General features: G+C 63.6%; 23 protein-coding genes. 18 read left to right on the forward strand and 5 right to left on the reverse strand.

All coding sequences use genetic code 11. The features are described 5' to 3' along the window. Position 1: 1 nt before the first annotated feature. Genes QQM37_RS12805 through QQM37_RS12820 form a run of 4 tightly spaced genes read left to right on the forward strand, consistent with a single transcriptional unit; the run spans position 2 to position 4,373 of the window. Positions 2 to 892, forward strand: coding sequence for an ABC transporter permease (locus QQM37_RS12805; RefSeq protein ID WP_285728001.1), 891 nt, complete (start codon positions 2 to 4; stop codon positions 890 to 892). A gap of 9 nt (positions 893 to 901) precedes the next feature. Further along, positions 902 to 2,347 (forward strand): sensor histidine kinase, encoded by a 1,446-nt coding sequence (locus QQM37_RS12810; RefSeq protein ID WP_285728002.1) that lies wholly within the window; start codon positions 902 to 904, stop codon positions 2,345 to 2,347. Next, entirely contained in the window at positions 2,344 to 3,000 is a 657-nt protein-coding gene (locus tag QQM37_RS12815; RefSeq protein ID WP_285728003.1) for a response regulator, read from the forward strand. Before QQM37_RS12810 ends, QQM37_RS12815 begins: the two co-directional genes overlap by 4 nt. A 47-nt stretch (positions 3,001 to 3,047) precedes the next feature. Next, the gene (locus QQM37_RS12820) at positions 3,048 to 4,373 is read left to right on the forward strand and encodes a M18 family aminopeptidase (RefSeq protein ID WP_285728004.1); all 1,326 of its coding nucleotides are present in this window, start codon (positions 3,048 to 3,050) and stop codon (positions 4,371 to 4,373) included. Between the two features lie 27 nt (positions 4,374 to 4,400). Here QQM37_RS12820 and QQM37_RS12825 read toward each other — a convergent pair whose 3' ends face one another. After that, positions 4,401 to 5,093, reverse strand: coding sequence for a DUF1345 domain-containing protein (locus QQM37_RS12825; RefSeq protein ID WP_285728005.1), 693 nt, complete (start codon positions 5,091 to 5,093; stop codon positions 4,401 to 4,403). A gap of 55 nt (positions 5,094 to 5,148) precedes the next feature. On the opposite strand from QQM37_RS12825, the gene QQM37_RS12830 reads away from it, so the two are divergent. Beyond that, entirely contained in the window at positions 5,149 to 5,808 is a 660-nt protein-coding gene (locus QQM37_RS12830; RefSeq protein WP_285728006.1) for a hypothetical protein, read from the forward strand. Between the two features lie 74 nt (positions 5,809 to 5,882). Here the strand turns inward: QQM37_RS12830 and QQM37_RS12835 are convergent, their stop codons facing one another. Next, positions 5,883 to 6,662 carry a VOC family protein gene (locus QQM37_RS12835; protein ID WP_285728007.1) on the reverse strand — a complete coding sequence of 260 codons (780 nt, stop codon included), beginning with the start codon at positions 6,660 to 6,662 and terminating at the stop codon, positions 5,883 to 5,885. A 326-nt stretch (positions 6,663 to 6,988) separates the two neighbouring features. Here QQM37_RS12835 and rpsF point away from each other — a divergent pair, with 326 nt between their 5' ends. The 4 genes from rpsF (at position 6,989) to rplI (ending at position 8,985) form a co-directional block, all read left to right on the forward strand. Then, positions 6,989 to 7,294: a 30S ribosomal protein S6 gene (gene rpsF, locus QQM37_RS12840; protein WP_285728008.1), complete on the forward strand. Its 306-nt coding sequence runs from the start codon at positions 6,989 to 6,991 to the stop codon at positions 7,292 to 7,294. Between the two features lie 43 nt (positions 7,295 to 7,337). Beyond that, positions 7,338 to 7,889, forward strand: a complete 552-nt coding sequence (locus QQM37_RS12845; protein ID WP_285728009.1) for a single-stranded DNA-binding protein — start codon at positions 7,338 to 7,340, stop codon at positions 7,887 to 7,889. A gap of 388 nt (positions 7,890 to 8,277) precedes the next feature. Continuing rightward, positions 8,278 to 8,517 carry a 30S ribosomal protein S18 gene (gene rpsR / locus QQM37_RS12850; RefSeq protein WP_285728010.1) on the forward strand — a complete coding sequence of 80 codons (240 nt, stop codon included), beginning with the start codon at positions 8,278 to 8,280 and terminating at the stop codon, positions 8,515 to 8,517. Between the two features lie 18 nt (positions 8,518 to 8,535). Beyond that, entirely contained in the window at positions 8,536 to 8,985 is a 450-nt protein-coding gene (gene rplI / locus QQM37_RS12855; RefSeq protein ID WP_285728011.1) for a 50S ribosomal protein L9, read from the forward strand. Positions 8,986 to 9,084: 99 nt separating this feature from the next. Here rplI and QQM37_RS12860 read toward each other — a convergent pair whose 3' ends face one another. Then, positions 9,085 to 9,537, reverse strand: a complete 453-nt coding sequence (locus QQM37_RS12860) for a hypothetical protein (RefSeq protein WP_285728012.1) — start codon at positions 9,535 to 9,537, stop codon at positions 9,085 to 9,087. A 541-nt stretch (positions 9,538 to 10,078) separates the two neighbouring features. Here QQM37_RS12860 and dnaB point away from each other — a divergent pair. The 4 genes from dnaB to QQM37_RS12880 all read left to right on the forward strand — a co-directional run bounded on the left by dnaB (position 10,079) and on the right by QQM37_RS12880 (position 14,111). Beyond that, the gene (gene dnaB / locus QQM37_RS12865; protein WP_285728013.1) at positions 10,079 to 11,461 is read left to right on the forward strand and encodes a replicative DNA helicase; all 1,383 of its coding nucleotides are present in this window, start codon (positions 10,079 to 10,081) and stop codon (positions 11,459 to 11,461) included. Positions 11,462 to 11,473: 12 nt separating this feature from the next. Beyond that, positions 11,474 to 12,868, forward strand: coding sequence for an MATE family efflux transporter (locus tag QQM37_RS12870; RefSeq protein ID WP_285728014.1), 1,395 nt, complete (start codon positions 11,474 to 11,476; stop codon positions 12,866 to 12,868). A 162-nt stretch (positions 12,869 to 13,030) separates the two neighbouring features. Further along, on the forward strand, positions 13,031 to 13,681 hold the full coding sequence (locus QQM37_RS12875; RefSeq protein ID WP_285728015.1) for a DUF308 domain-containing protein: 651 nt from the start codon (positions 13,031 to 13,033) through the stop codon (positions 13,679 to 13,681). A 34-nt stretch (positions 13,682 to 13,715) separates the two neighbouring features. After that, positions 13,716 to 14,111 (forward strand): hypothetical protein, encoded by a 396-nt coding sequence (locus tag QQM37_RS12880; RefSeq protein WP_285728016.1) that lies wholly within the window; start codon positions 13,716 to 13,718, stop codon positions 14,109 to 14,111. Between the two features lie 49 nt (positions 14,112 to 14,160). Here QQM37_RS12880 and QQM37_RS12885 read toward each other — a convergent pair whose 3' ends face one another. Next, on the reverse strand, positions 14,161 to 15,171 hold the full coding sequence (locus tag QQM37_RS12885; RefSeq protein WP_285728017.1) for an N-acetylglucosamine kinase: 1,011 nt from the start codon (positions 15,169 to 15,171) through the stop codon (positions 14,161 to 14,163). Between the two features lie 93 nt (positions 15,172 to 15,264). Between QQM37_RS12885 and QQM37_RS12890 the strand changes: the two genes are divergently transcribed. The 5 genes from QQM37_RS12890 (at position 15,265) to QQM37_RS12910 (ending at position 20,420) form a co-directional block, all read left to right on the forward strand. Continuing rightward, complete coding sequence (locus QQM37_RS12890) at positions 15,265 to 16,251, forward strand: MurR/RpiR family transcriptional regulator (protein ID WP_285728018.1); 987 nt, start codon at positions 15,265 to 15,267, stop codon at positions 16,249 to 16,251. Further along, positions 16,244 to 17,038 (forward strand): sugar isomerase domain-containing protein, encoded by a 795-nt coding sequence (locus QQM37_RS12895; RefSeq protein ID WP_285728019.1) that lies wholly within the window; start codon positions 16,244 to 16,246, stop codon positions 17,036 to 17,038. The genes QQM37_RS12890 and QQM37_RS12895 overlap by 8 nt, the downstream gene beginning before the upstream one ends. A gap of 96 nt (positions 17,039 to 17,134) precedes the next feature. After that, a complete protein-coding gene (ngcE, locus tag QQM37_RS12900; RefSeq protein WP_285728020.1) occupies positions 17,135 to 18,547 on the forward strand; it encodes an N-acetylglucosamine/diacetylchitobiose ABC transporter substrate-binding protein in 1,413 nt (470 codons plus the stop codon). Further along, positions 18,544 to 19,530 carry a carbohydrate ABC transporter permease gene (locus tag QQM37_RS12905; protein WP_285728021.1) on the forward strand — a complete coding sequence of 329 codons (987 nt, stop codon included), beginning with the start codon at positions 18,544 to 18,546 and terminating at the stop codon, positions 19,528 to 19,530. Before ngcE ends, QQM37_RS12905 begins: the two co-directional genes overlap by 4 nt. Then, positions 19,530 to 20,420 carry a carbohydrate ABC transporter permease gene (locus tag QQM37_RS12910; protein ID WP_285728022.1) on the forward strand — a complete coding sequence of 297 codons (891 nt, stop codon included), beginning with the start codon at positions 19,530 to 19,532 and terminating at the stop codon, positions 20,418 to 20,420. The genes QQM37_RS12905 and QQM37_RS12910 overlap by 1 nt, the downstream gene beginning before the upstream one ends. A gap of 19 nt (positions 20,421 to 20,439) precedes the next feature. On the opposite strand, the gene QQM37_RS12915 is transcribed toward QQM37_RS12910, so the two are convergent. Further along, entirely contained in the window at positions 20,440 to 21,003 is a 564-nt protein-coding gene (locus tag QQM37_RS12915) for a CGNR zinc finger domain-containing protein (protein ID WP_285728023.1), read from the reverse strand. Positions 21,004 to 21,007: the final 4 nt, after the last annotated feature.

The following is a 21,007-nucleotide window of genomic DNA, read 5'->3' on the forward strand; positions in this document are numbered from 1 at the left end:
CATGTCGCACCTCACGGCAACCGCTCCGGCATCTCAGGCTCCGCTGAGGGCCTCGGCCGCTGGAACACACGGTCTGACCTTCGTGGGCGTTCTGCGTTCCGAATGGATCAAGTTCTGGTCCCTGATGTCCACCAAACTGCTCCTGGTGATCAGCTTTGTCGCCATGATCGGCCTGAGCACCTTCGGGGCTTGGGGCAACGCCTACGGGATGAGCGAGATGGGTAAGAACCCAGGGCGCTTCGGTCCGACCGCTGCCCAATTGCCGGATCCCAACAGCATCATGGGATCGGTGGCCACGGTGGGCCAGTACCTCGGAGTGCCGGTGATCGGCGCGCTGGCCGTCATGTTCATCGCCTCGGAATACTCCACCGGCATGATCCGCTCGTCCTTCGCCGCAGTCCCCGGGCGTCTGCCGGTCTTCTGGGCCAAGGCGATCATCCTCGTGGTGATCAGCTATGTGCTGTCCGTGGTGGCCTTTTTCGCCTCCTTCGCCCTGGATGCGGCGATCTTCAAGGCCTATGGCTTTGATGTCTCACTCAGCGGCAAGGGGACACTGTCCACCATCTTCCTGACCGGCGTCTATGTGGCCGGTGCGGTCCTGCTGGGACTGGCGCTCGGTGCGCTGCTGCGCAACTCCGCGGGCGCCATCGTGATTCTGGTGGGCCTGATCTTCGTGCTGCCGATTGCCGGAAACTTCCTCGGCCTGATCCCCGGCGACTTCTGGAAGTACCTGCCGGACTACTTCCCCTCCGAGGCGGGCGCCCGGATGGCGACTGCCCTGGATCACACCAACGGCAAGCTCGACGCCTGGCAGGGTGGCCTGGTCTACCTGGGCTGGATTCTGCTCGCGGCCATCCCGGCGCTCGTCCTGCTCAAGAAGCGGGATGTCTAAGCTGTCGATATGAGCCGTCACGACCCGGTGAGGGCGACGGAGGACCGAGCGAACGCGGTCACCGTCGCCCTCACCGAATTCACCACCAAGCGCCGAGGTCCTATCCGGCGCTTCTTCTACGAACACTCACTCGCGATGGACGCGGTGGTGGCCCTGATCTATCTGCTCCTGATGGGTGCCACCGCCGTGGTGGATGCCACTCAGGGGAACTGGCTGATGGTGGTCGTGGTGGTCGGCACTGCGGCCGCGTTGATGTTCCGACGCCGTTATCCGCGCATCGTGCTGGGTATTGTCGTGGCTCTGGAGATCCTCAACGCGGTGGCCGGATACTCCGGCAACGTCGGCCTGGGTGTGCTGTTTGCCCTCTACGCGGTGGCCGCGGCCTACGGTGGCCGGATCGGCTTCCTTAGCGCCGCCGTCGCGAGTCTTCCGCTGATCGCCGTGATGATTCTGGTGGAGCCGCACCGCTCCGATGCGGCAAATAACTCGCCGATGTCCGCCCAGGTGTTCTGGCTGGTGGCCGCGGGCTTCCTGGTCCTGGGCAATGTCATCGCCACCGGCATCGGGGTCTCGGTCTGGCGCGACCGCCACCACGAACTGGAGCTGCGGGCCTGGGCGCAGCGTAATGCGCAGTTGGCCTCGGCGCATGAGCGCAACCGCATTGCCCGGGAGATGCACGATGTGATTGCCCACTCGCTCTCCGTCATGATCGCGCTCTCCGATGGTGCCCGGCTGGCGATGGAACGCTCTCCGGAGAAGGCGGGCCAGGCGCTGGACAATGTCTCGCAAACCGGCCGACGGGCCCTGGCCGATATGCAGCGGATGCTCGGGGTGCTGCGGCGCGAGGGCACCGAGGAGCAGGATCAGCGCAAGCCCATGCCCGGTGAGCTCGATGTCGAATCGCTGCTGGACGGTTTCCGCCAGGCCGGGATGCCGCTCTCTTTCGCCACCTCCGGGCCTCCGCTGCCGGCTGATCCGGCCTTCCGTCTGGCCGTTTACCGGATCATGCAGGAGTCGCTGACCAATGTGCTGCGCTACGCTCGTGGCGTGTCCCGGGTCGACGCCCTGATTGCCCATGAGCATCCCGAAGTGACCCTGAAAATTTCCGATGACGGACGGCCGCCGTCCGCAGCAAGTTCCAAGGGGTCGCTGGAGATTCTGGGCAATGGAATTCCGGGCAGCGGTAAGGGACTGATCGGTATGAGCGAGCGGGCAGCAGCCTATGGCGGCCGGGTCAGTGCGGGACCACAACCGCAGGGCGGCTGGCTGGTCACCGCCAGCCTGCACTGCCCGGATGCCTCCGAGGAGTCTCAGGATGTTCCTGAGGTTGCGGTTCCCGAAACCTTGGTGCCGGACTCCCCGTTTCCCAGCGCCCGGTTTCCCAGTGCCCTCGTTCCGGAGCGCACCGCCGCCCGGGACACTGCCGCGTTGAAAGCCTCGAAAGGCACTCCATGAAGATTCTGCTGGTGGACGATCAGCCGCTACTCCTGATGGGGTTCCGGCTGATCCTGGAAGGTGAGGACGATTTCGAGATCGTCGGGGAGGCTGCCAACGGGGTGGAGGCACTCAGCCAGGTAGCCGGGCTGGAGCCCGATGTGGTGCTGATGGATGTCCGGATGCCGGTGATGGACGGGCTGGAGGCGACCCGGCGCATCGTGGCCTCCGGGGCGGCATCGAAGGTCATCATCCTGACCACCTTTGATCTTGACGAGTACGCCTTTGAGGGGCTCCAGGCGGGAGCCAGTGCCTTTCTGCTCAAGAACGTGGCACCCGAGGAGCTGGTCCAGGCGGTGCGGCTGGTGGCCAGTGGGGATGCTGTCGTGGCCCCCAGAGTCACCCAGCGGTTGCTGGAGCGCTTTGTCCGCATCCAGCCCACGCGCGAACCGAGTGATGGTGCCGAGGCCGGACTCACCGCCCGCGAGGTGGAGGTGGTCCGGGCGCTCGCTGAGGGGCTGTCCAATGCGGAGATCGCCACGAAATTCTTCCTCTCTGAGGCGACCGTCAAAACCCATGTGCGGCGCATTCTGACCAAACTGGACCTGCGCGACCGCGTGCAGGTGGTGGTCTGGGCCTATGAGAGCGGCGTCGTCGTCCCGGGAGCCGAATGAGGCCGGGAGAATCCGGCGGCGCTGAAGGAACCTGATTGAATGAGCGTATGTCTGCGCTTGCTGAATCCGCCGCTCTGGAACATATTCACGATCTGGGGAGCTTCGTCTCCGCCTCGCCATCGAGCTTTCACACCGTCGCCGAGGCCGCTGCGCGCCTGAAGGCTGCCGGGTTCAGGGAGGCGCGGGAAAATCAGGACTGGCCGGTAGGCCCGGGGAGCTATTTTGTGCAGCGCGATGGCGCTCTGATCGCCTGGGTGCTGCCCGAGGACGCCCAGCCGACCACCGGCTTTGCGGTGCTCGGCGCGCACACCGATTCGCCGTCGTTCAAGCTCAAGCCCAAGCCCACGATCGGCGCGCACGGCTGGTTGCAGGCTGGGGTCGAGGTCTATGGTGGCCCGCTGCTGAATTCCTGGCTGGACCGGGAGCTCCGCCTCGCCGGACGGCTGGCACTGCGCTCCGGACGCACCGTCCTGGCGGCGACCGGGCCGCTGTTGCGCCTGCCCCAGCTGGCGGTGCATCTGGACCGGGCAGTCAATGAGGGCCTGACCCTGAATAAGCAGCAGCACCTGCAGCCAGTCTGGGGCCTGGGAGATCCGGCTCAGGCGGATGTGCTGGCGGTCCTGGCCCAATCTGCCGGTGTGGATCCGGAGGAGGTCGGTGGCTACGACGTTGTCGTTGCCGACTGCCAGGAGCCGGCAGTGTTTGGCGGTGCGCAGGAGTTCTTCGCCTCCGGCCGGCTGGACAACCTGAGCTCGGTGCACGCCGGGTTGCGCGCCCTGCTGGATCACCATCAGGCCGGTGCCGGGGGTCTGACCGGTGGACCGATCGCTGTGCTGGCGGCCTTTGACCACGAGGAGGTGGGCAGTGCCACGCCCTCCGGGGCCAGTGGGCCGTTCCTGGCTGATGTGCTGGCGCGGATCAGTAACAGTCTGGGTGCCGGCAGCGAGCAGTGGCACCGGGCGCTGGCCTCCTCGGTGTGCCTCTCTGCCGATGCCGGTCACGCTGTACACCCGAACTATCCGGAGCGGCATGATCCGGCGAACCATCCGCTGCTCGGCGGCGGGCCGTTGCTGAAGATCAACGCGAACCAGCGCTATGCCACGGATGCGGTGGGTGCTGCTCTGGTGGCCCGGCTCTGCGCCGAGCAGGGCATTGCCTATCAGGAGTTTGTGTCCAACAACAATGTGCCCTGTGGCTCGACGATCGGTCCGCTGACCGCCACCCGGCTGGGCATCCGGACCGTGGATGTCGGCGTCCCGCTACTCTCCATGCACTCGGCGCGGGAGATGTGCTCGGTCACCGATCCCTATCACCTCAGCCGCCTTGCCGGCGCATTTTTCCGCTCGACCGTGCTGGCGGATTTCGCCGGCTGACCTGGGTTCAGAGGGGCTCAGCGGGTTTCAGGAGGCCAGGCTGACCACCAGGTTGATCGTGGTGGCCAGGATTCCGGTGCCGAAAACAAAGGCCAGCAGGCTGTGTCGGAGCGCGGTCAGCCGCATGACCGAATTGGTGATCGACGTGTCAGAGACCTGGTAGGTCATGCCCATGCTGAACGCCATATAGGCGAAGTCGTTGTAGTTGGGGCGTTCTTTCTGGTTAAATTCGATGCCGCCCGGCTCGGGGCGGTGGGTGTAGTACAGCTCGGCATAGCGCAAGGTGAACAGGGTGTGGACCATCAGCCAGGAGAGCACCGTGGTGATCAGGGCCAGCGCCGCCAGCGCCAGACGCTCGCCACCACCGGCGCTCTTCCCGTCGATCATGACGACGACGACGGCAGCCAGGCTGGCGACGGCGGCGAGGGTGACCAGCAGGTTGCTGGTGGGTCGGCGGGGATCCTCTTCGGTAGCATGAGCGGCCGTCCGGGCGGTGTCCATCCGGCTGATTTTCAGCCAGATCCAGATGTCGTAGACGGCTGCTGCGGCCGCCCAGGCGGCGGCGGGTGCGTGGAGCCAGGAGTCCAGGAATCCCACGGCGCAGCCGACCACGACGGCGACGGCTCCCATGGTCAGAAAACGTCGGCGGGCCAGTCGTGCGCGGTGGCTCAGGGCTGGATGGTCTGCTGAGGTGCGGTGTGGTTCCCGCGAGGATGTCATAGTCCGATTTTAGGTGCTGGATTCTGGCCGCCGATGGCGTCGGTATGCTGAGCCCATGAAAATCGCGGCATGGCTCGGTGGCCTGCTCGGCGCCCTGCTGGTGTTTCTGAGCGCCATGGTGCTGCCCTATGGTCCGATTAATGGTGCGGCCGGGGTGGTTGACGGCGGCAGTTTTCTGGGCTGGCGGTACACGAGCTTCGACGAGGGCTCTGCCTGGCCGCTCAGCCTCGCCTTTGCCCAGAGCTGGTACGTCCTGGTGATTCTGGTGCTCGGTCTTGGCCCGTTCGTGGGGTTGGGGACGCGGCGTGCTGAGCGATTTGCCGGTGCCATTCTGCAGGGCCTGGGTGCCATCGGCGTGGCGATTCTGGCGATTACGCTCTTGGTGGTTCTGGTGAATCTGGGCGGCGATTCCCTCTGGGTGTGCGGGGCGGTTCTGGTGTTGGCCCTGCTGTTGCTTGGCGCTGCCGTGCTGAGCGGATTCGGCCGCGCCTTCTGGGGCTCACCCGTGGTGGTGTGCGCGGCGCTGCTGGGTCTGGTGGGTAGCACCTCGATGGCCTGGGAGCAGGGCAGTACACCGGGCGCGGCGCATGGCGTCGCCACCTGGCTGATGCCGGTGGGTTTTGCGGTATCGCTTATCGGGGCATTCTGCGCCTGGCAGGCGGCCCGACGTCGTGAGCCAGTTCGTCGCAGTGAGCCAGCTCGCTCCGCTCGGTGACCCGGGCGAAGCGAGCTGGCCAGCCACTGGGACTGGTGTTCTGGACTTACAGTCCTGGGCCTACTGTTCTGGGCCTACTGTTCTGCGGGCAGCGTGATCAGGCCGAAGGCCTCACCATGCGGTGCGCGGACAATGGTCATCCGGCCGAAAGGGCTGTCAGAGGCGGGCATCAACGCAGTGGCACCCAACTCGACGGCCTTCGCCAGCGTGGCATCCACGTCATCGGCCGCAAACCAGGTGAGCCAGTAGTTCGGGTGACCTTCGGGCATCGAGGGGTCATCGTTCATTCCGCCGACGTCCTCGCCATCGGAGGCGCGCTGGAAGGTCGAGTAGATGAACTCATCGCTGTTGATGTCCCGGTAGTTGAAGCCGAAGACCTCCGTGTAGAAGGCGCGGGCCGCCGCGTAATCGCGGGTGTGCAGCTCGTTCCAGCAGAGGGTGCCATCCTCATTGAACAGGCCAACGCCCAGGTGATTTCCACCCTGCCAGAGGCCAAACACCGCACCGGTGGAGTCAGCGACGACGGCCATCGTGCCCTGCTCTGCCACTGCGGTGGGCGGGAAGAATACAGCGCCACCGGCATCGACGACCTTCGCTGCGGTTGCTGCGGCATCGTCGGCGGCGAAGAAGGTGGTCCAGACCGAAGGGTCTGTTTCACTCTGCAGAGGGCTGATGCCGGCCACGGCGCGGCCGTTCTTGGTTACCAGGCGGTAGCCGCCCATGGACTCGTCGCCCTCAGGCACATCCCAGCCGAAAAGCGATCCGTAGAAGGTGGCGGCAGCAGCGGGATCGCTGACAGCCAGATCAGGCCAGTTCGGGGTTCCCTCGGGCCAGGCTTCGTCACGCGTAGGCATAATTTCTCCTTGACTCAGAGCGGGCAGAGCCGCTTGAAGATGCCGCCCGGCGGAACACCAAGGCGATCTACCCTGAGCGTAGATCCGAGCACCGACAGGATGGAAGTGGTAGAGCAGCCTCCAGGGCTGTTGATCGGCTGAGTTTCTCAGGTGGCCCCCGGCAGGCGTATCCGTTACCATGGATGGGTCCGTGTTTGCACGGCATCGATCCGTCGCGTCCGCACCCCAGTATCGTTCTGGGGAGCCTGTGGGCCCGGATCAACGCACACGAACCTCCTGTTGCGGAGAGACCGCAACCGCTTAGCCCAGAGGAGGTGGGTTCACATATGCGTCCTTACGAACTGATGGTAATCATCGACCCCGAGGTCGACGAGCGTACCGTCGAGCCGTCCCTTCAGAAGTTCCTCAAAGTGATCACCGGCGACGGTGGAACTGTTGACAAGGTGGATTTCTGGGGCCGTCGCCGACTGGCTTATGACATCAAGAAGAAGTCCGAAGGGTTCTACGCAGTGGTTAATTTCACCGCTGAACCGGCAACCGCTCAGGAGCTCGACCGCCAGTTGAGCCTGAACGAGACGATCCTTCGCACCAAGATCATCCGCCCCGAGGATCAGAAAGTGTCCGCCGAGTAATTCCGGCGAACGCTAGATCTTCAGACGTAGGAAGCAGGAAGACATGGCAGGCGAGACCACCATTACCGTTATCGGTAATCTGACCAACGATCCGGAACTGAGATTCACCCCCTCCGGTTCGGCAGTCGCCAACTTCACCATTGCGTCCACGCCGCGCACCTTCGACCGCCAGTCCAATGAGTGGAAAGACGGCGAAACGCTGTTTTTGCGCGCATCGGTGTGGCGGGAGGCTGCTGAGAATGTCGCCGAGTCGCTCACTAAGGGCACTCGCGTCATCGTCAGTGGTCGGTTGAAGTCGCGCTCCTACGAAACCAAAGAAGGGGAGAAGCGCACCGTGATGGAGCTTGAGGTCGATGAAATCGGCCCCTCGCTGCGGTACGCCAACGCCAAGGTCAACCGCACCCAGCGCTCCGGCGGTCAGGGTGGCGGGAACTTCGGTGGCGGCGGTGGCTTCGGTGGGAACTCTGGCAACCAAGGCGGAGGAAACTCCGGCTGGGGTGGCCAGTCGGCTCCCGCTGACGATCCCTGGGCCAGCCCGTCCTCTCCGGGCGGCGGCTGGGGTGCCGGTCCGGATTCCTCCGAACCTCCCTTCTAAACACCACTCATAGTCAGGGTCCCTCCGTGGCGGCGAAGCCGACACAGCCGGGCCTGAACAACACCAAAATAGAGTGGGGCAGTCAGGGTCCCTCCGTGGCGGCGAAGCCGACACAGCCGGGCCTCAACAACACCACAATAGAGTGGGGCAGTCAGGGTCCCTCCGGGGCGGCGAAGCCGACACAGCCGGGCCTGACCAACACCCAAAGAGAGTGGGGCAGTCAGGGTCCCTCCGTGGGGGCGAAGCCGACACAGCCGGGCCTGAACACCACCACAATAGAGTGGGGCAGTCAGGGTCCCTCCGTGGCGGCGAAGCCGACACGAAAGGGCCTGCCCCAATCTCCATCCCGTGAAAAATCACGGGCTCCAGAAAACAAAGGAGCACCACGATGGCTAAGGCTGAAATTCGCAAGCCCAAACCAAAGTCCAACCCCTTGAAGGCCGCTGACGTTACCGTCATCGACTACAAGGACGTCGCCTTGCTGCGCAAGTTCATTTCCGATCGTGGAAAGATCCGCGCCCGTCGCGTCACTGGCGTGACCGTGCAGGAGCAGCGCAAGATCGCTCAGGCGATCAAGAACGCCCGCGAAGTGGCCCTGCTGCCGTACTCCGGCGCTGGCCGCGGCTAAGGGAAGGGAATAACCACCATGGCAAAACTCATTCTGACCCAGGAAGTGACCGGACTCGGCGCTGCAGGGGATGTTGTTGAGGTCAAGAACGGCTACGCTCGCAACTACCTGTTGCCGCGTGGCTTCGCTCTGACCTGGACTCCCGGCGGCGAGAAGCAGGTCCTGTCGATCAAGGCCGCTCGCGTGGCCCGCGAGCACGCTTCGGTTGAAGCTGCTCAGGCTCAGGCAGCCAAGCTGTCCTCCACTTCGGTGCTGCTCGAAGTGAAGGCCGGCGAATCCGGTCGCCTCTTCGGCACCGTCAAGGCTGAGGACGTCGCCCGCGCCGTCGAGGCCGCCGGTCTCGGCGCCATCGACAAGCGCAAGGTCGAGATCCCGGTGCACATCAAGAGCATCGGCAAGTACCAGGCCAACGTCCGTCTGCACGAGGATGTTGCTGCTGTGATCGACCTGAACGTCGTCAGCAAGTAGTTTCGCGTACTCAAGGCCGCTCCACCTCCGGGTGGGGCGGCCTTTCGCATTCTCGCCAACGGTCGTGACGCTCCCGATCGTTGGGTGAGGGAAGGCCAGTCAGCTCATCCGGTCAACCAGGTCCTTGGCGCTGCGCAGATCGGCACCGGTGACTTTCCGCACCAGCGCAATGGCCTGAATCTTGTGCCCCTGGCGGATCATCGTCTGGGCGGCGGTGAGGAGCTCTGGAGTGAGTTGCGGCGGGATGATCGCGGGCTGCTGAGGCTGAGCCGGGTAGCCGCCGGGCTGCTGAGGCTGAGCGTACGACTGGCTGGGGTACGACTGGCCCTGCTGGGCCTGGTAAGGCTTGATGGTGGACTGCGTCCCCACCCGCAGAGTGTGGACGCGGTTGAGGGCCTGAGCGCGCTGCTCCTGCTCCTTGCCATGCAGAATCTGCAGGTAACGATCCGCATCGGAGAGCCCTGGATCGTAGCTTCTGCCACCCCTGGCAGCCCACACAATGACGATCACTCCAACGATCACGATGCCGATCACGATGATCCAGGTAACCATGGTCTGAGTGTAGTCGCTCTGGTGGCCGGTGGAGCGGGAGAAGCCCCTGGCTCGACGTTTGCGCTGGTGGACAGGCAAACTATTTGACGCTTTTCAGGAGTATTTCTTTCAGGGAGGTCTGAAAACCGTGTTTTCGAACCCTGCCTTAAGGGGTTCCGGATACTTTGTCAACATGCAAGCTGTGGATGAAGGTTGCCGCTGACAAATTTTCCACCCACTCGCTGTGGGTATTATCGGTGCAGGTCAGAGGCGGAATAGTTCGGAAAAATAGTTTCTCATCCACAACCTTGTCCCCAACCTGTGCACAAGCCGGCGGCCTGCTATCCACACGTTATCCACAAGGAACACTTGGTGTGTTTTCGCCCACCGTCTAACGTTGCCGCAGAGCATCATTCGGCGGTGCTGAGATGGGGTGCGCTCCATCCGGGACGGCACCCCGGCACTCATGGTCACACTCACTGTCGGTGCCTGCCGGTAAACCAGTATTGACAGCATGATCGAAGCACGTCGGTGCGTCCAGGATGGGGAAAGGACCCACAGTATGTCCATGACGAGCGCGGACTCTTCCGTCGGATCATTGCGAGAGCCGGAATTTGCGCGGACTCCGCCCCAGGACCTGGTGGCAGAGCAGAGCGTGCTCGGTGGCATGTTGCTGTCCAAGGACGCCATTGCCGATGTGGTGGAAGTGCTGCGCGGTCAGGATTTCTACCGCCCGGCCCATGAAAGCATCTATGAGGCCATTCTGGATCTCTATGGGCGGGGAGAACCGGCCGACGCCGTCACGGTGGCCGATGAGCTGACCAAGCGGCAGGAAATCACGAAGGTGGGCGGCCCGGCCTATCTGCACCAGCTCATCCAGTCCGTGCCGACCGCCGCCAACGCTGGCTTCTATGCCCAGATTGTCTCTGAGCGCGCCGTGCTGCGCCGTCTGGTCAATGCCGGGACCAAGATTGTCCAGCTCGGCTATGCCAACGATGGCGAGGTGGAGGACATCGTCAATGCCGCGCAGGCAGAGATTTTCGCGGTGGCCGAGCGTCGCTCCGCGGAAGACTATGTGCCGCTGGGTGATGTCATGGAAGCTGCTATGGACGAGATCGAGGCGGCTGGTCATCGTGGCCAGGGCCTTTCTGGTGTGCCGACCGGGTTCTACGATCTGGATGAGCTCACGCATGGTCTGCATGGTGGTCAGATGATCGTCATCGCCGCCCGTCCGGCCGTCGGCAAGTCGACCTTCGCTCTGGACATTGCGCGATCTGCCGCCATCAAACATCAGATGGCCACGGTGTTCTTCTCGCTCGAAATGAGCCGTACCGAAATCGCCATGCGTCTGATGAGTGCGGAGGCGACCATCCAGCTTCAGGATCTGCGTAAGGGAACGGTCAAGGACGAGCAGTGGGCCAAAATCGCGAAGGTGATGGGGCCGCTCAACGAGGCACCGCTGTACATCGATGACAGCCCGAATATGTCGCTGATGGAAATCCGGGCGAAATGCCGTCGGCTCAAGCAGCAGCACAACCTTAAGCTCGTGGTCCTTGACTACCTGCAGTTGATGTCCAGTGGTAAGCGTGTGGAGTCCCGTCAGCAGGAAGTCTCCGAATTCTCCCGTGCCCTCAAACTGCTGGCCAAGGAGCTGGAAGTGCCGGTCATCGCACTTTCGCAGCTCAACCGCGGATCGGAGCAGCGCACTGATAAGCGGCCGCAGGTCTCCGATCTGCGTGAATCCGGCTCCATTGAGCAGGACGCGGATATGGTGATCCTGCTGCACCGCGAAGACATCTATGACAAGGAATCTTCCCGCGCCGGGGAGGCCGATGTGATTGTGGCCAAACACCGTAACGGTCCCACCAAGACCATTGTGGTGGGCTTTCAGGGTCACTATTCGCGATTCAGCAATATGGCCCCCGAAGGCGGTCAAGGTTACTAGGGACGGCATCGGATGACCTCCAGACCAACGTCAACTGACGCACCCGCGTCACTCAAACTGCCTGGCCTCAACCGCAAGATCCTGCATCTGGCCATTCCTGCGTTCGGCGCCCTCATTGCCGAGCCCCTGTTCGTCATCGCAGACTCCGCCATCGTGGGTCACCTGGGAGTGGACCAGCTGGCGGGCGTCGGCCTGGCTTCCACCGTGCTGCAGTCGGCGATCGGCCTGATGGTCTTTCTTGCCTACGCCACTACGCCCGCAGTGGCGCGGCTGCTCGGTGCGGGGAAGCGGGCTGAGGCTGTGGCGGCAGGCCGGGACGGCATCTGGCTGGCCGCGATCCTGGGTATTGTGCTCGCCACGGTAGGTATGCTGACGGCTGGACCGGTGCTCAGTGCTCTGGGCGCACAGGGACCGGTGTTGGAGTACGGCGTGAGCTACCTGTACTACTCACTGCCAGGTATCCCGGCGATGCTGATGGTTCTGGCGGCCACCGGTGTGTTGCGCGGCCTCCAGGACACCCGGACGCCGCTGGTGGTAGCCGTGGCCGGGTTTGCGCTCAATGCGCTGCTCAACTGGGTGCTGGTCTATCCGCTGAACCTTTCGGTGGTCGGCTCCGCGGTGGGAACGTCGCTGGCGCAATGGGCGATGGCGATCGCCTACCTTCTGGTGGTGGTCCGTGCGGCGCGTGAGCACCGGGTGGCCCTGCGGCTGGACTGGCGCTCGCTGCTCTCTCTGGGTTCGGTCGGTGGGTGGCTCATCCTGCGCACGCTGAGCCTGCGGATCGCCCTGCTCGCCACGGTGTTCGTGGTCACCGGCCAGGGGCCCGTCAACCTTGCCGCGCACCAGATCGCGATGACCCTCTACAACCTGCTGGCCTTGGCGCTGGATGCGATCGCCATCGCTGCTCAGGCCCTGATCGGGCGGGAGCTGGGTGCGGCCAACCTGCCGCTGGTCCGCGCGCTGATGCGCCGCATGGTGTGGTGGGGTCTGGGCTTCGGCGTGGTCACCGGTGCGCTGTTGGCCCTTGCCAGCCCCTGGCTCGGATGGGTTTTCACCCCCGATCACGGCGTGCAATCGGCGTTGACTGCGGCGCTGCTTGTCCTGGCAGCGGGTCAGCCGGTGGCGGGATATGTCTTTGTGCTCGATGGCGTGCTGATCGGCGCCGGGGATGCCCGGTATCTAGCGGTGGTCGGGCTGGCGTGTCTGGTGGCCTATCTGGCCATGCTCTGGGCAGTTACGGTGGCGTTCCCGCCGGTGACCGTGAGTGGGATGCACGATGCCGGCGGGCACCCGGCAGCGCTGGCCTGGGTCTGGGTGGCTCTGGCCCTGGGATATCTCAGCGCGAGGGCGGTCAGCCTGGGTCTGAGGGCGCGAGGTACCCGTTGGCAGCGCGTGGGTGCTGTGTAAATCGTGCCTATCCGGTAAATCGTGGGTGGCTGCTGGCGCCGCATAGACTGGAACAGGCCGTGGTTCTCGGCGAGCCCGGCCCAGCCACTGCCGACCAGCCAACACTGACCGGCTACCGGACCCATGGCCAGTCAATCCCAACAGAAGGAACGGTGAGCGCACGTGTCGAGCGCATCGGCGTCGCACCCGACGTCTTCCCCGAAGGCGGCGAAGCCCACTCCGGAGCTCGAGTTGTGGAAACCTGTGCTGTTCAGGGCAGTGGTTGCGCTCCTCTTCGGCCTGCTGAGTGTGTTCTGGCCGGATATGCCGCAGCTGATTCGTGGCCTGGTCACCGGGGTGTACTTCGTGGCAAGCGGTCTGGCGGTTTTCACGCTACACCGGACGGCCCAGCGCTCCCGGACCTCCTCTCGGACGCTCTTCGGCCCCTGGTTGCTGCTGGAGTCTGCGCTGTGGCTGGTGGGCGGCATCGCCGTGGCCCTCGCCTGGTCCGGTGAGCTGTTCATAGTGCTGGCCGCGGTCACGCTCCTGGCAGCCGGGGTCATGGAATTCCTGCTGGGCCTGCAATTCCGGCAGCGTACGGTTCTGGGCCGGGACTGGTTGATCACCGGAACCGTCGGCTTGCTGGGTGGCGTCATCCTGCTGTTGCTCGGTCATGCTGCGGCGCGCGCGCCGATCGGTGTGCTGGGCGGAGTGGCCGTGGTGATCGGCGTGGTGCTGTTGTTGGCAGCGCTGAGCTATCGGCACGATGCCCGTAGCGAGGCAGTACCGGTGAAGCAGTCGGGAAACAACAGTTCTCTACCGGGCGTAGAATAGTTGAGGATTGTACTGAGCACATCGGAGGATGAACGTGGCCTATGACGACGGAGAAGGGCGTGGCAGCAAGCTGCGCACCTCGGTCAAAGGACCGCTGATTTTTGCTACCGTCCTGGCACTGGTCGCCGGGGTGGTGACGACCGTGGCCGCCACCGGCGGCACGGGTCCGCAGACCAGCAACGGGACCATGCGGATGGTCCGCTTTGATCTGGGCCTGATCGCCTTCGGCATTGCCTTTGTGGTGGTGCTCGTGGTGTGCGCGGTGCTCATGATGAGTTTCAAGGAAAATGACGAGGAACTCGGCGCAGGTTCCGGAGTGAATCTGCGCTCGGCGGACCGTCAGCGCAAGCCCGTCCGGGGAACGCGCCCGTCGGCTCAGGATCCCCAGGACAGGCCAGAGACAGATCCGGGCGACCCCGCCAGCTCCTGACTTGCCGCCTGCCTCGCAAAACGGGGAGGATCAGGCCACACGGCGGTGATCACACCCCGCGTAGTGCCGCCAGGCTGTTGGCAATCCGCTCGAATACCTGCAGATCCACCTCAACGCCTGCGGTGCGCAATGCGAGCAGTGCAGCACCGGCCAGGCCGTCCTCCACGCGCACCACCGTGGCTCCGGCTACAGCCTGCTCCACCGCGGTTGCCACCGGTGAGCCCAGACCCAGAATGCTGCCACCGAGCACCAGCGTATCGCCGGCTCCCGGCCCCTTCCTGTCCGAAGGCCCCTCCAGGGCCCCCAGGCTGTGCACCAGTGCGGCGCCAGCCTCGGCGAGGATCTGACGTGCGACGTCGTCGCCCTCCGCAGCCGCCTGGAAGGCCAGTGGGGCGAGGGTCGCCAGGTCAATGGGTCGGAGTCGGTAGAGCGCGGTGATCAGTGCTTGGAGCTGTCCGGGCCGGCCCTCGATCCTGGCGACCGGCGCGGTGATGGCGACCTTGTCCAGCAGCAGTTCGGCGAGGCTGGTTGGCGCTCCGCGTCCATCCATGCTGGCGAGGGCAGCCCTGGCAACATGCTGCCCGATCCAGAATCCCGATCCCTCGTCCCCCAGAAGCCAGCCCAGTCCGTCGACCACCTGGTGGATGCGGTAGTCGACAATCCGGGCGCACACAGCGCCGGTTCCGGCCACCATTGCGTAGCCACTTCTGTGATGATTTCCTGAGAAAAAAGTCGCTAAAAGATCAGATTCAATCACCATGTTCTGACCCAAATTGCGGTGTGAAAACTGCTGCTGAAGCGTTTTATTGACCGAGACGGTAGCGCCGCCAGCCATGGCGATGGTCACCGTGGAGATCTCCGCTTTCTCCTGGCCGGAAGCCTGGATGGCCTGAGATGCCGCTTCCAATTGTGAGGCAGATGCCTTCTCAATCCCCGAAGATATAGGGTTTCCTGGCCCCGAACGACCGTAGCCGAGGCAGTGGCCGCTGAGGTCCAGGAGCACCGCCCGAGTGGAGGTTCCGCCGGCATCGAGGGCCAGGAGCTGGAGTGAGTTTTTCAACCGTAATCAACCTTTTACATTCTGTGACTTGACACACAGGATAGCTGAGAATAGTTTTCTTGCAACGCCTGCAAACAAGAAATGGATTTTCACATGGGGACTTCTGAGCACGCTGTAGCCTATACAGCCGCTGACTCGGTGGTCGGCATCGCCCAGAAGATTCAGTCACGAATGCCGGAGATGAGTGGTGCGATGGTGAAAATCGCCCGTTTCCTGGTGGAGAAGCCGCAGGCGCCACTGACCTTGTCCATCAAAGAACTGGCCGCAGAGACAGGGACCTCCGCAGCAACGGTGACGCGTTTCTGCCGGATCATCGGCTACAGCGGCTATGCGCCTTTCCGGGTGGGAGTGGCTGCCGATTCCGGACGTTCAGATGCCCGAGAGGCGTGGAAAACGGACATTGGGCGGGCCTTCGGACCCGACGATTCACCTCGCGACGTGCTGAGCAGCCTGCTCAACGCTCACACGCGCTCGCTGGTCGAAACAGCCTCCACCATCGATCTGACGGTGCTCAAGGCGGTGGCTCGCAAGATCGCGCTGGCCGCCCACGTGGATATCTACGGCATCGGCGGTAGCGCCATTATGGCGATGGAACTGCAGAACCGGCTTTACCGGATCGGGATCACCGCCTACTACTGGACCGAAGTACATGCCGGACTGGCCAGCGCCTCCCTCCGTAACCGGGACAGCGTGGCGATCGGGATCTCCAACACCGGCCGCACCGAAGAAACCATCGAAATGCTGCGCCAGGCCGGTCAGGCGGGAGCCTATACCGTGGCATTGACCAGCAATCCGCACTCGCCGCTGGTTGAGTCCGCAGAGGTTCATCTGGTCACCAGCGCCTACGAACGCTTCCTGCAGCCCGATGATCTCTCCGCCAAACACGTCCAGCTTCTGGCCATCGACCTGTTGTACCTTCTGGTGGCCCAGGAAAACTTTGCCCGGACCACCGCAACGCTCTCCGCCTCGGCGGTGGCGGTGGCCCCGCACCGCCGGCCCACCAGGAGTCAGTCGGCAGCAGAACGGATCGCCCAGATCACTCCGCACTCGGTTGAACGGAAGAGGACAAGTCTTGCCTGAAGCACCTCAGACGTCATCGGGACTCGTGGAGGAGAAGGCCCTGATGGCCGAATTCGGTCAGAACGTGAGCTCCCGGCTCGCGCGCCTGGCCCAGTTCGCGCAGGATGGCGGCCTCGACCCGGCCGTGACGATCCTCGCCGAGGCTGTGGCAGCTGGTGGCGTGATCCACGCCTTCGGTACCGGGCATTCGGAAGCCTTCGCCATGGAGATCGCAGGCCGTGCCGGTGGCCTCATCCCGACGAATCGGATCACGCTGCGCACCCTCGTGCTGCGCGGAGGCTACGACGCCAGCGTGCTCAGCGGTTCAGAGCTGGAACGTAACCCGGACGTGGTGACCGACCTGTTGAATCTATTCCGGATCGAACCCCAGGATGTCTTCCTGATCGCTTCCAACTCCGGCGTCAACGGGTCCATCGTGGAACTGGCACAACAGATCAAGGCGCGCGGTCACCAACTCATTGCGGTCACGAGCCTGGAGCACACCACTGCGGTGCATCCCAAGCACTCCTCCGGGAAGCGGCTGAGTGAGGTTGCAGACGTGGTGATCGACAATCTGGCCCCTTATGGGGACGCCACCGTGACCACACCCGGCGGCATCGGCGTCGGGGCGGTCTCCTCCATCACTGCGGCCTATATCGCGCAGCTTCTCACGATCGCCACGACGCAGCGACTGGCTGCGAGTGAGGCCATCCCGCCGGTCTACATCTCGGCGAACATACCGGAGGGTGATGCCCACAACCACGCCCTCGAAGCACTCTATGACGGTCGAATCCACCAAGGTGGCTAAAGGCCCAGCTCGACTTCATTTCCCCTTGTGGGGCGACGACGCGCCACAAGAATTCGCACTGCAATCACCCAATGCACCACAACGGAAGGTAAAGAAATGACCATCAGCACCAAAACCTTTGAACGGCGCGGATTCCTCCGCGGCGCCCTCGCTGCGGCCGTCCTTGTTCCCCTGGGTGGGACGCTGGCATCCTGCGCCGCGGGCGGTGGCGGCGGTACCGCTGCTGGCCCGACCGGCACCGTTTCGGACAAGAACCCCTTCGGTGTGGCAGATAACTCCACTGTCGACATCGTCGTGTTCAACGGTGGCTACGGCATCGACTATGCCGAATTCGCTGCTACCGCGCTGTCCAAGGGCCTCTCCACGGTCAAGGCGACGGTGAAGTCCTCGACCGATATCTCCGGTGAGCTGCAGCCGCGTTTCGCCGGTGGCACCCCGCCGGATGTGTTTGATAACTCCGGTGCAAAGTCGATCGGCATCAACACCATCCTCGATCAGTTGGAGGACCTCACCCCGCTGCTGAGCGCCAAGAACCTCGAAGGCACCACCATCAAGGACACGCTCTTTGAAGGCGTCGCAGCTCCGGGCACCTTCGGCGGCAAGTTCGTGGCGCTCAACTACGTGCTGACCGTCTTCGGTGTCTGGTACTCCGCCTCACTCTTCGAGGCCAACGGCTGGACCCCGCCCAAGACCTGGGACGAGGCGCTGGCCCTCGGTGCTCAGGCCGCGACCAAGGGCAAGAAGCTCTTCGTCTGGGGTAAGGAAGCGGCCACCTACTACATGACGCTCGCCATGGATTCGGCCATCAAGGAAGGTGGCGACGAGGTTCGCCTGGGTCTGGAGAATCTCAAGGCGGATGCCTGGAGCCACCCCGCCATCAAGACCGTGCTGGGCAAGATCGAGCAGGCCGTTAAGGCCGGCTACTTCATCCCCGGTGGCTCGGGTACGCAGTTCACGCAGGCTCAGGCCTCCTGGTCCAACAACCAGGACGCCCTGCTTTACCCCTCGGGCTCGTGGATCGAAAACGAGATGAAGAAGCAGACCAAGGACGGCTTCAAGATGACCGGTATGCCGGCCTTCACGGTCACCTCCAGCCCCAAGCTGCCGTACGAGTCGGTGCACAGTGCTGCCGGTGAGCCTTACATGATCCCGACCAAGGGCAAGAACGTCGCTGGCGCCAAGGAGTTCCTGCGCGTGATGCTTTCCAAGGAAGCGGCTACCAACTTCGCCAAGACGAAGCTGGCGCCGACCATCGTTAAGGGCACCGTTCCTGCGGATGGTTTCGGTTCCACGGCACTGGTCTCGCAGACCAAGATGATCGACGCTGCCGGCAAGAACACCTTCACCACCAATTTCAACGATTTCTACGGCACCAACAAGGACTTCCTGACCATCTGGAATACCTTCCTCGATGGCAAGTCCGATGCCGCCACTGTCATCTCCGCCTCGCAGGGGATCTTCGACAAGATCCGCACTGATAGCTCGATCACGAAGGTCGAAGTGAAGTGACCGCAGTCAACCTCGATTCGCGCCCGGGTGACGGCAATGCCGTCGCCCGGCGCGGTCGGCGCAAGAAGCTGACCTTTGACAAGGTCAGTTTCTTCGCGGTGTTCCTGGGCATCCCGATGGTGTTGTACCTGGTGTTCGTCGTCTCGCCGTTCCTGCAGGCCATCTACTACTCCCTGACCAGCTGGAAGGGCTTTGACAACGTCTTCACCTTTATCGGGCTGGACAACTACGCCAAGGTCTTCCAGGATGACAACTTCGTCAAGGCCATGATGAACAACCTCATCCTGGCCGTCATCGTGCCCATTGTCACCGTGGTCATCGCGCTGGTCTTCTCCAGTCTCGTCACGGTGGGTGGGCCGAGCCGTGGGCAGATCCGCGGTCTGCGCGGCTCCAGCTTCTACCGCGTGGTCTCGTTCTTCCCGTACGTGATCCCGGCCATCGCCATCGGCCTCATCTGGGCTCAGGTCTACGTGCCCAATGGTGGCCTGCTCAATGGTGCGCTGGGTCTTTTCGGCGTGGACAAGATCAACTGGCTCGGCGATGAGGCAACGGCCATGCCGGTCAGCATCTTCGTCATCGTCTGGGGCATGGTGGGCTTCTACATGGTGCTCTTCATCGCTGCGATCAAGGGTGTGCCAGCCGAGATCTATGAGGCCGCCCGTATTGATGGTGCCGGGCGCTTCCGGATCATCACCTCGATCACCCTGCCGCTGATCCGCGACAATGTGCAGACCGCCTTCGTCTACCTGGGCATCATGGCGCTGGATGCCTTCACCTACATGGCTGCGCTGAACCCGAATGGTGGGCCGAACAACGCCACCTGGGTGATGCCTCAGGAGATTCTGCAGATTGCGTTCGCCAAGGGTCAGTTCGGTCTGGCCTGTGCCATGGCCGTGGTGGCCGCGGTGCTCACACTCGCCTTTGCCGGACTGGTTTTCCTGATCAATCGGCTCACCGGCGCAGGGAAGGATACCTCGTACTGATGGCGACTCAACTCTCATCCCGGGCAGCCGCGCTGCCGTTGCGTAAGCCGAAGACGACGACGGGGGACCGCGTCGTCGCCAGCGTCTCACATACCGTGCTGGTGATCTGGTCCGTCATCGTGATCGTTCCGCTGCTGTGGACCATCATGAGCTCCTTCAAGACCAGCCAGGAGATCTTCGCTTCACCGTTCGCGTTGCCTCAGGTCTGGCATTTCGACAACTATGCCCGGGCCTGGACGGATTCCGGGATCGGCTCCTCCTTCATCAACACGGTGATCGTGGTGGGCTGTTCGCTGGTTCTGGTGATGCTGCTCGGCGCCATGTGCGCCTATGTGCTGGCCCGGTTCACCTTTCCCGGCAGCCGCGCCATCTACATCGGCCTGCTGGCGGGCCTGACCTTCCCGGCCTTTCTCGCTATCGTGCCGCTGTTCGGCATCCTCAAGGGGATGGGCCTGCTCGGCACGCTCCCGGGCCTGATCCTGGTGTTCGTCTCCTTCGCCCTGCCGTTCACGGTGTTCTTCCTCTTCTCCTTCTTCAAGGCGCTGCCCTTTGAAATCGGGGAGGCGGCGTCCATTGACGGTGCAGGCGAATGGCGGACCTTCTTCCAGGTCATGTTGCCGATGGCCAAGCCGGGTCTGGCCTCGGTGGCGATCCTGAACTTCGTGGGTCTGTGGAATCAGTACCTGTTGGCGGTGGCGCTGAATGCGAGCCACCCGGAGAACCGCGTGCTCTCCCAGGCGCTCGCAGCCTTTGCCGGGCAGGCGGGCTACGCGGTGGACTTCGGCGCTCTGTTCGCCGCCGTGGTGACTACCGTGATCCCGGTGTTGATCGTGTATGTGATCTTCCAGCGTCAGCTGCAGGGATCGGTCAGCGCGGGCACGTCCAAGTAGTCCATCTCAACGAACAGTTTCAGAACGCCTCTGTGGCGGCCTTCCGTGCGCGGTAGGCCGCCACATGTGTTTTATTGCCGCAGTTTCCGGTGGCGCAGAACCGGCGGGAGCGGTTCTTGGACAGATCCACCACCACGGCGGTGCAATCCTCTGCGGCGCAGCGACGCAGCCGCCCCAGTTCGCCGGAACGGATCACATCCGCCAGTGCCATGGCCGCCTCTACCGCCATGCGGACGCCCAGGTCCGCCTCCGGTGCCGTGGCGTGAAGGTGCCAGTCGAAGCCATCGTGCCGGACCAGTTGCGGCAGGGCGGAGGCCTCTCGAAGAATCGCGTTGGTCTCGGCGACCACAACGTCCTCCTCCGCACCCCACAAGGCCGTCAAGCGGGAGCGGACCTTCTGCACCCCGGCCAGCTCGGCGGCATCGTGCGTGCGGGAGCCGCTGAACTTTTCCTGATCGACAAAGGCATCCAGCTCCGCCACCGTGCCCAGCAGTTCGGTGCGCACTCCGGCCTTGGTGGCGCCCGTGTTGATCAGTGCCACGGCAGAGTTGAGGGCCAGTTCAGTGTCTGGGGTGAAGATCATCGGT

This window comes from Psychromicrobium xiongbiense (assembly GCF_030271165.1).
Classification (GTDB): domain Bacteria; phylum Actinomycetota; class Actinomycetes; order Actinomycetales; family Micrococcaceae; genus Renibacterium; species Renibacterium xiongbiense.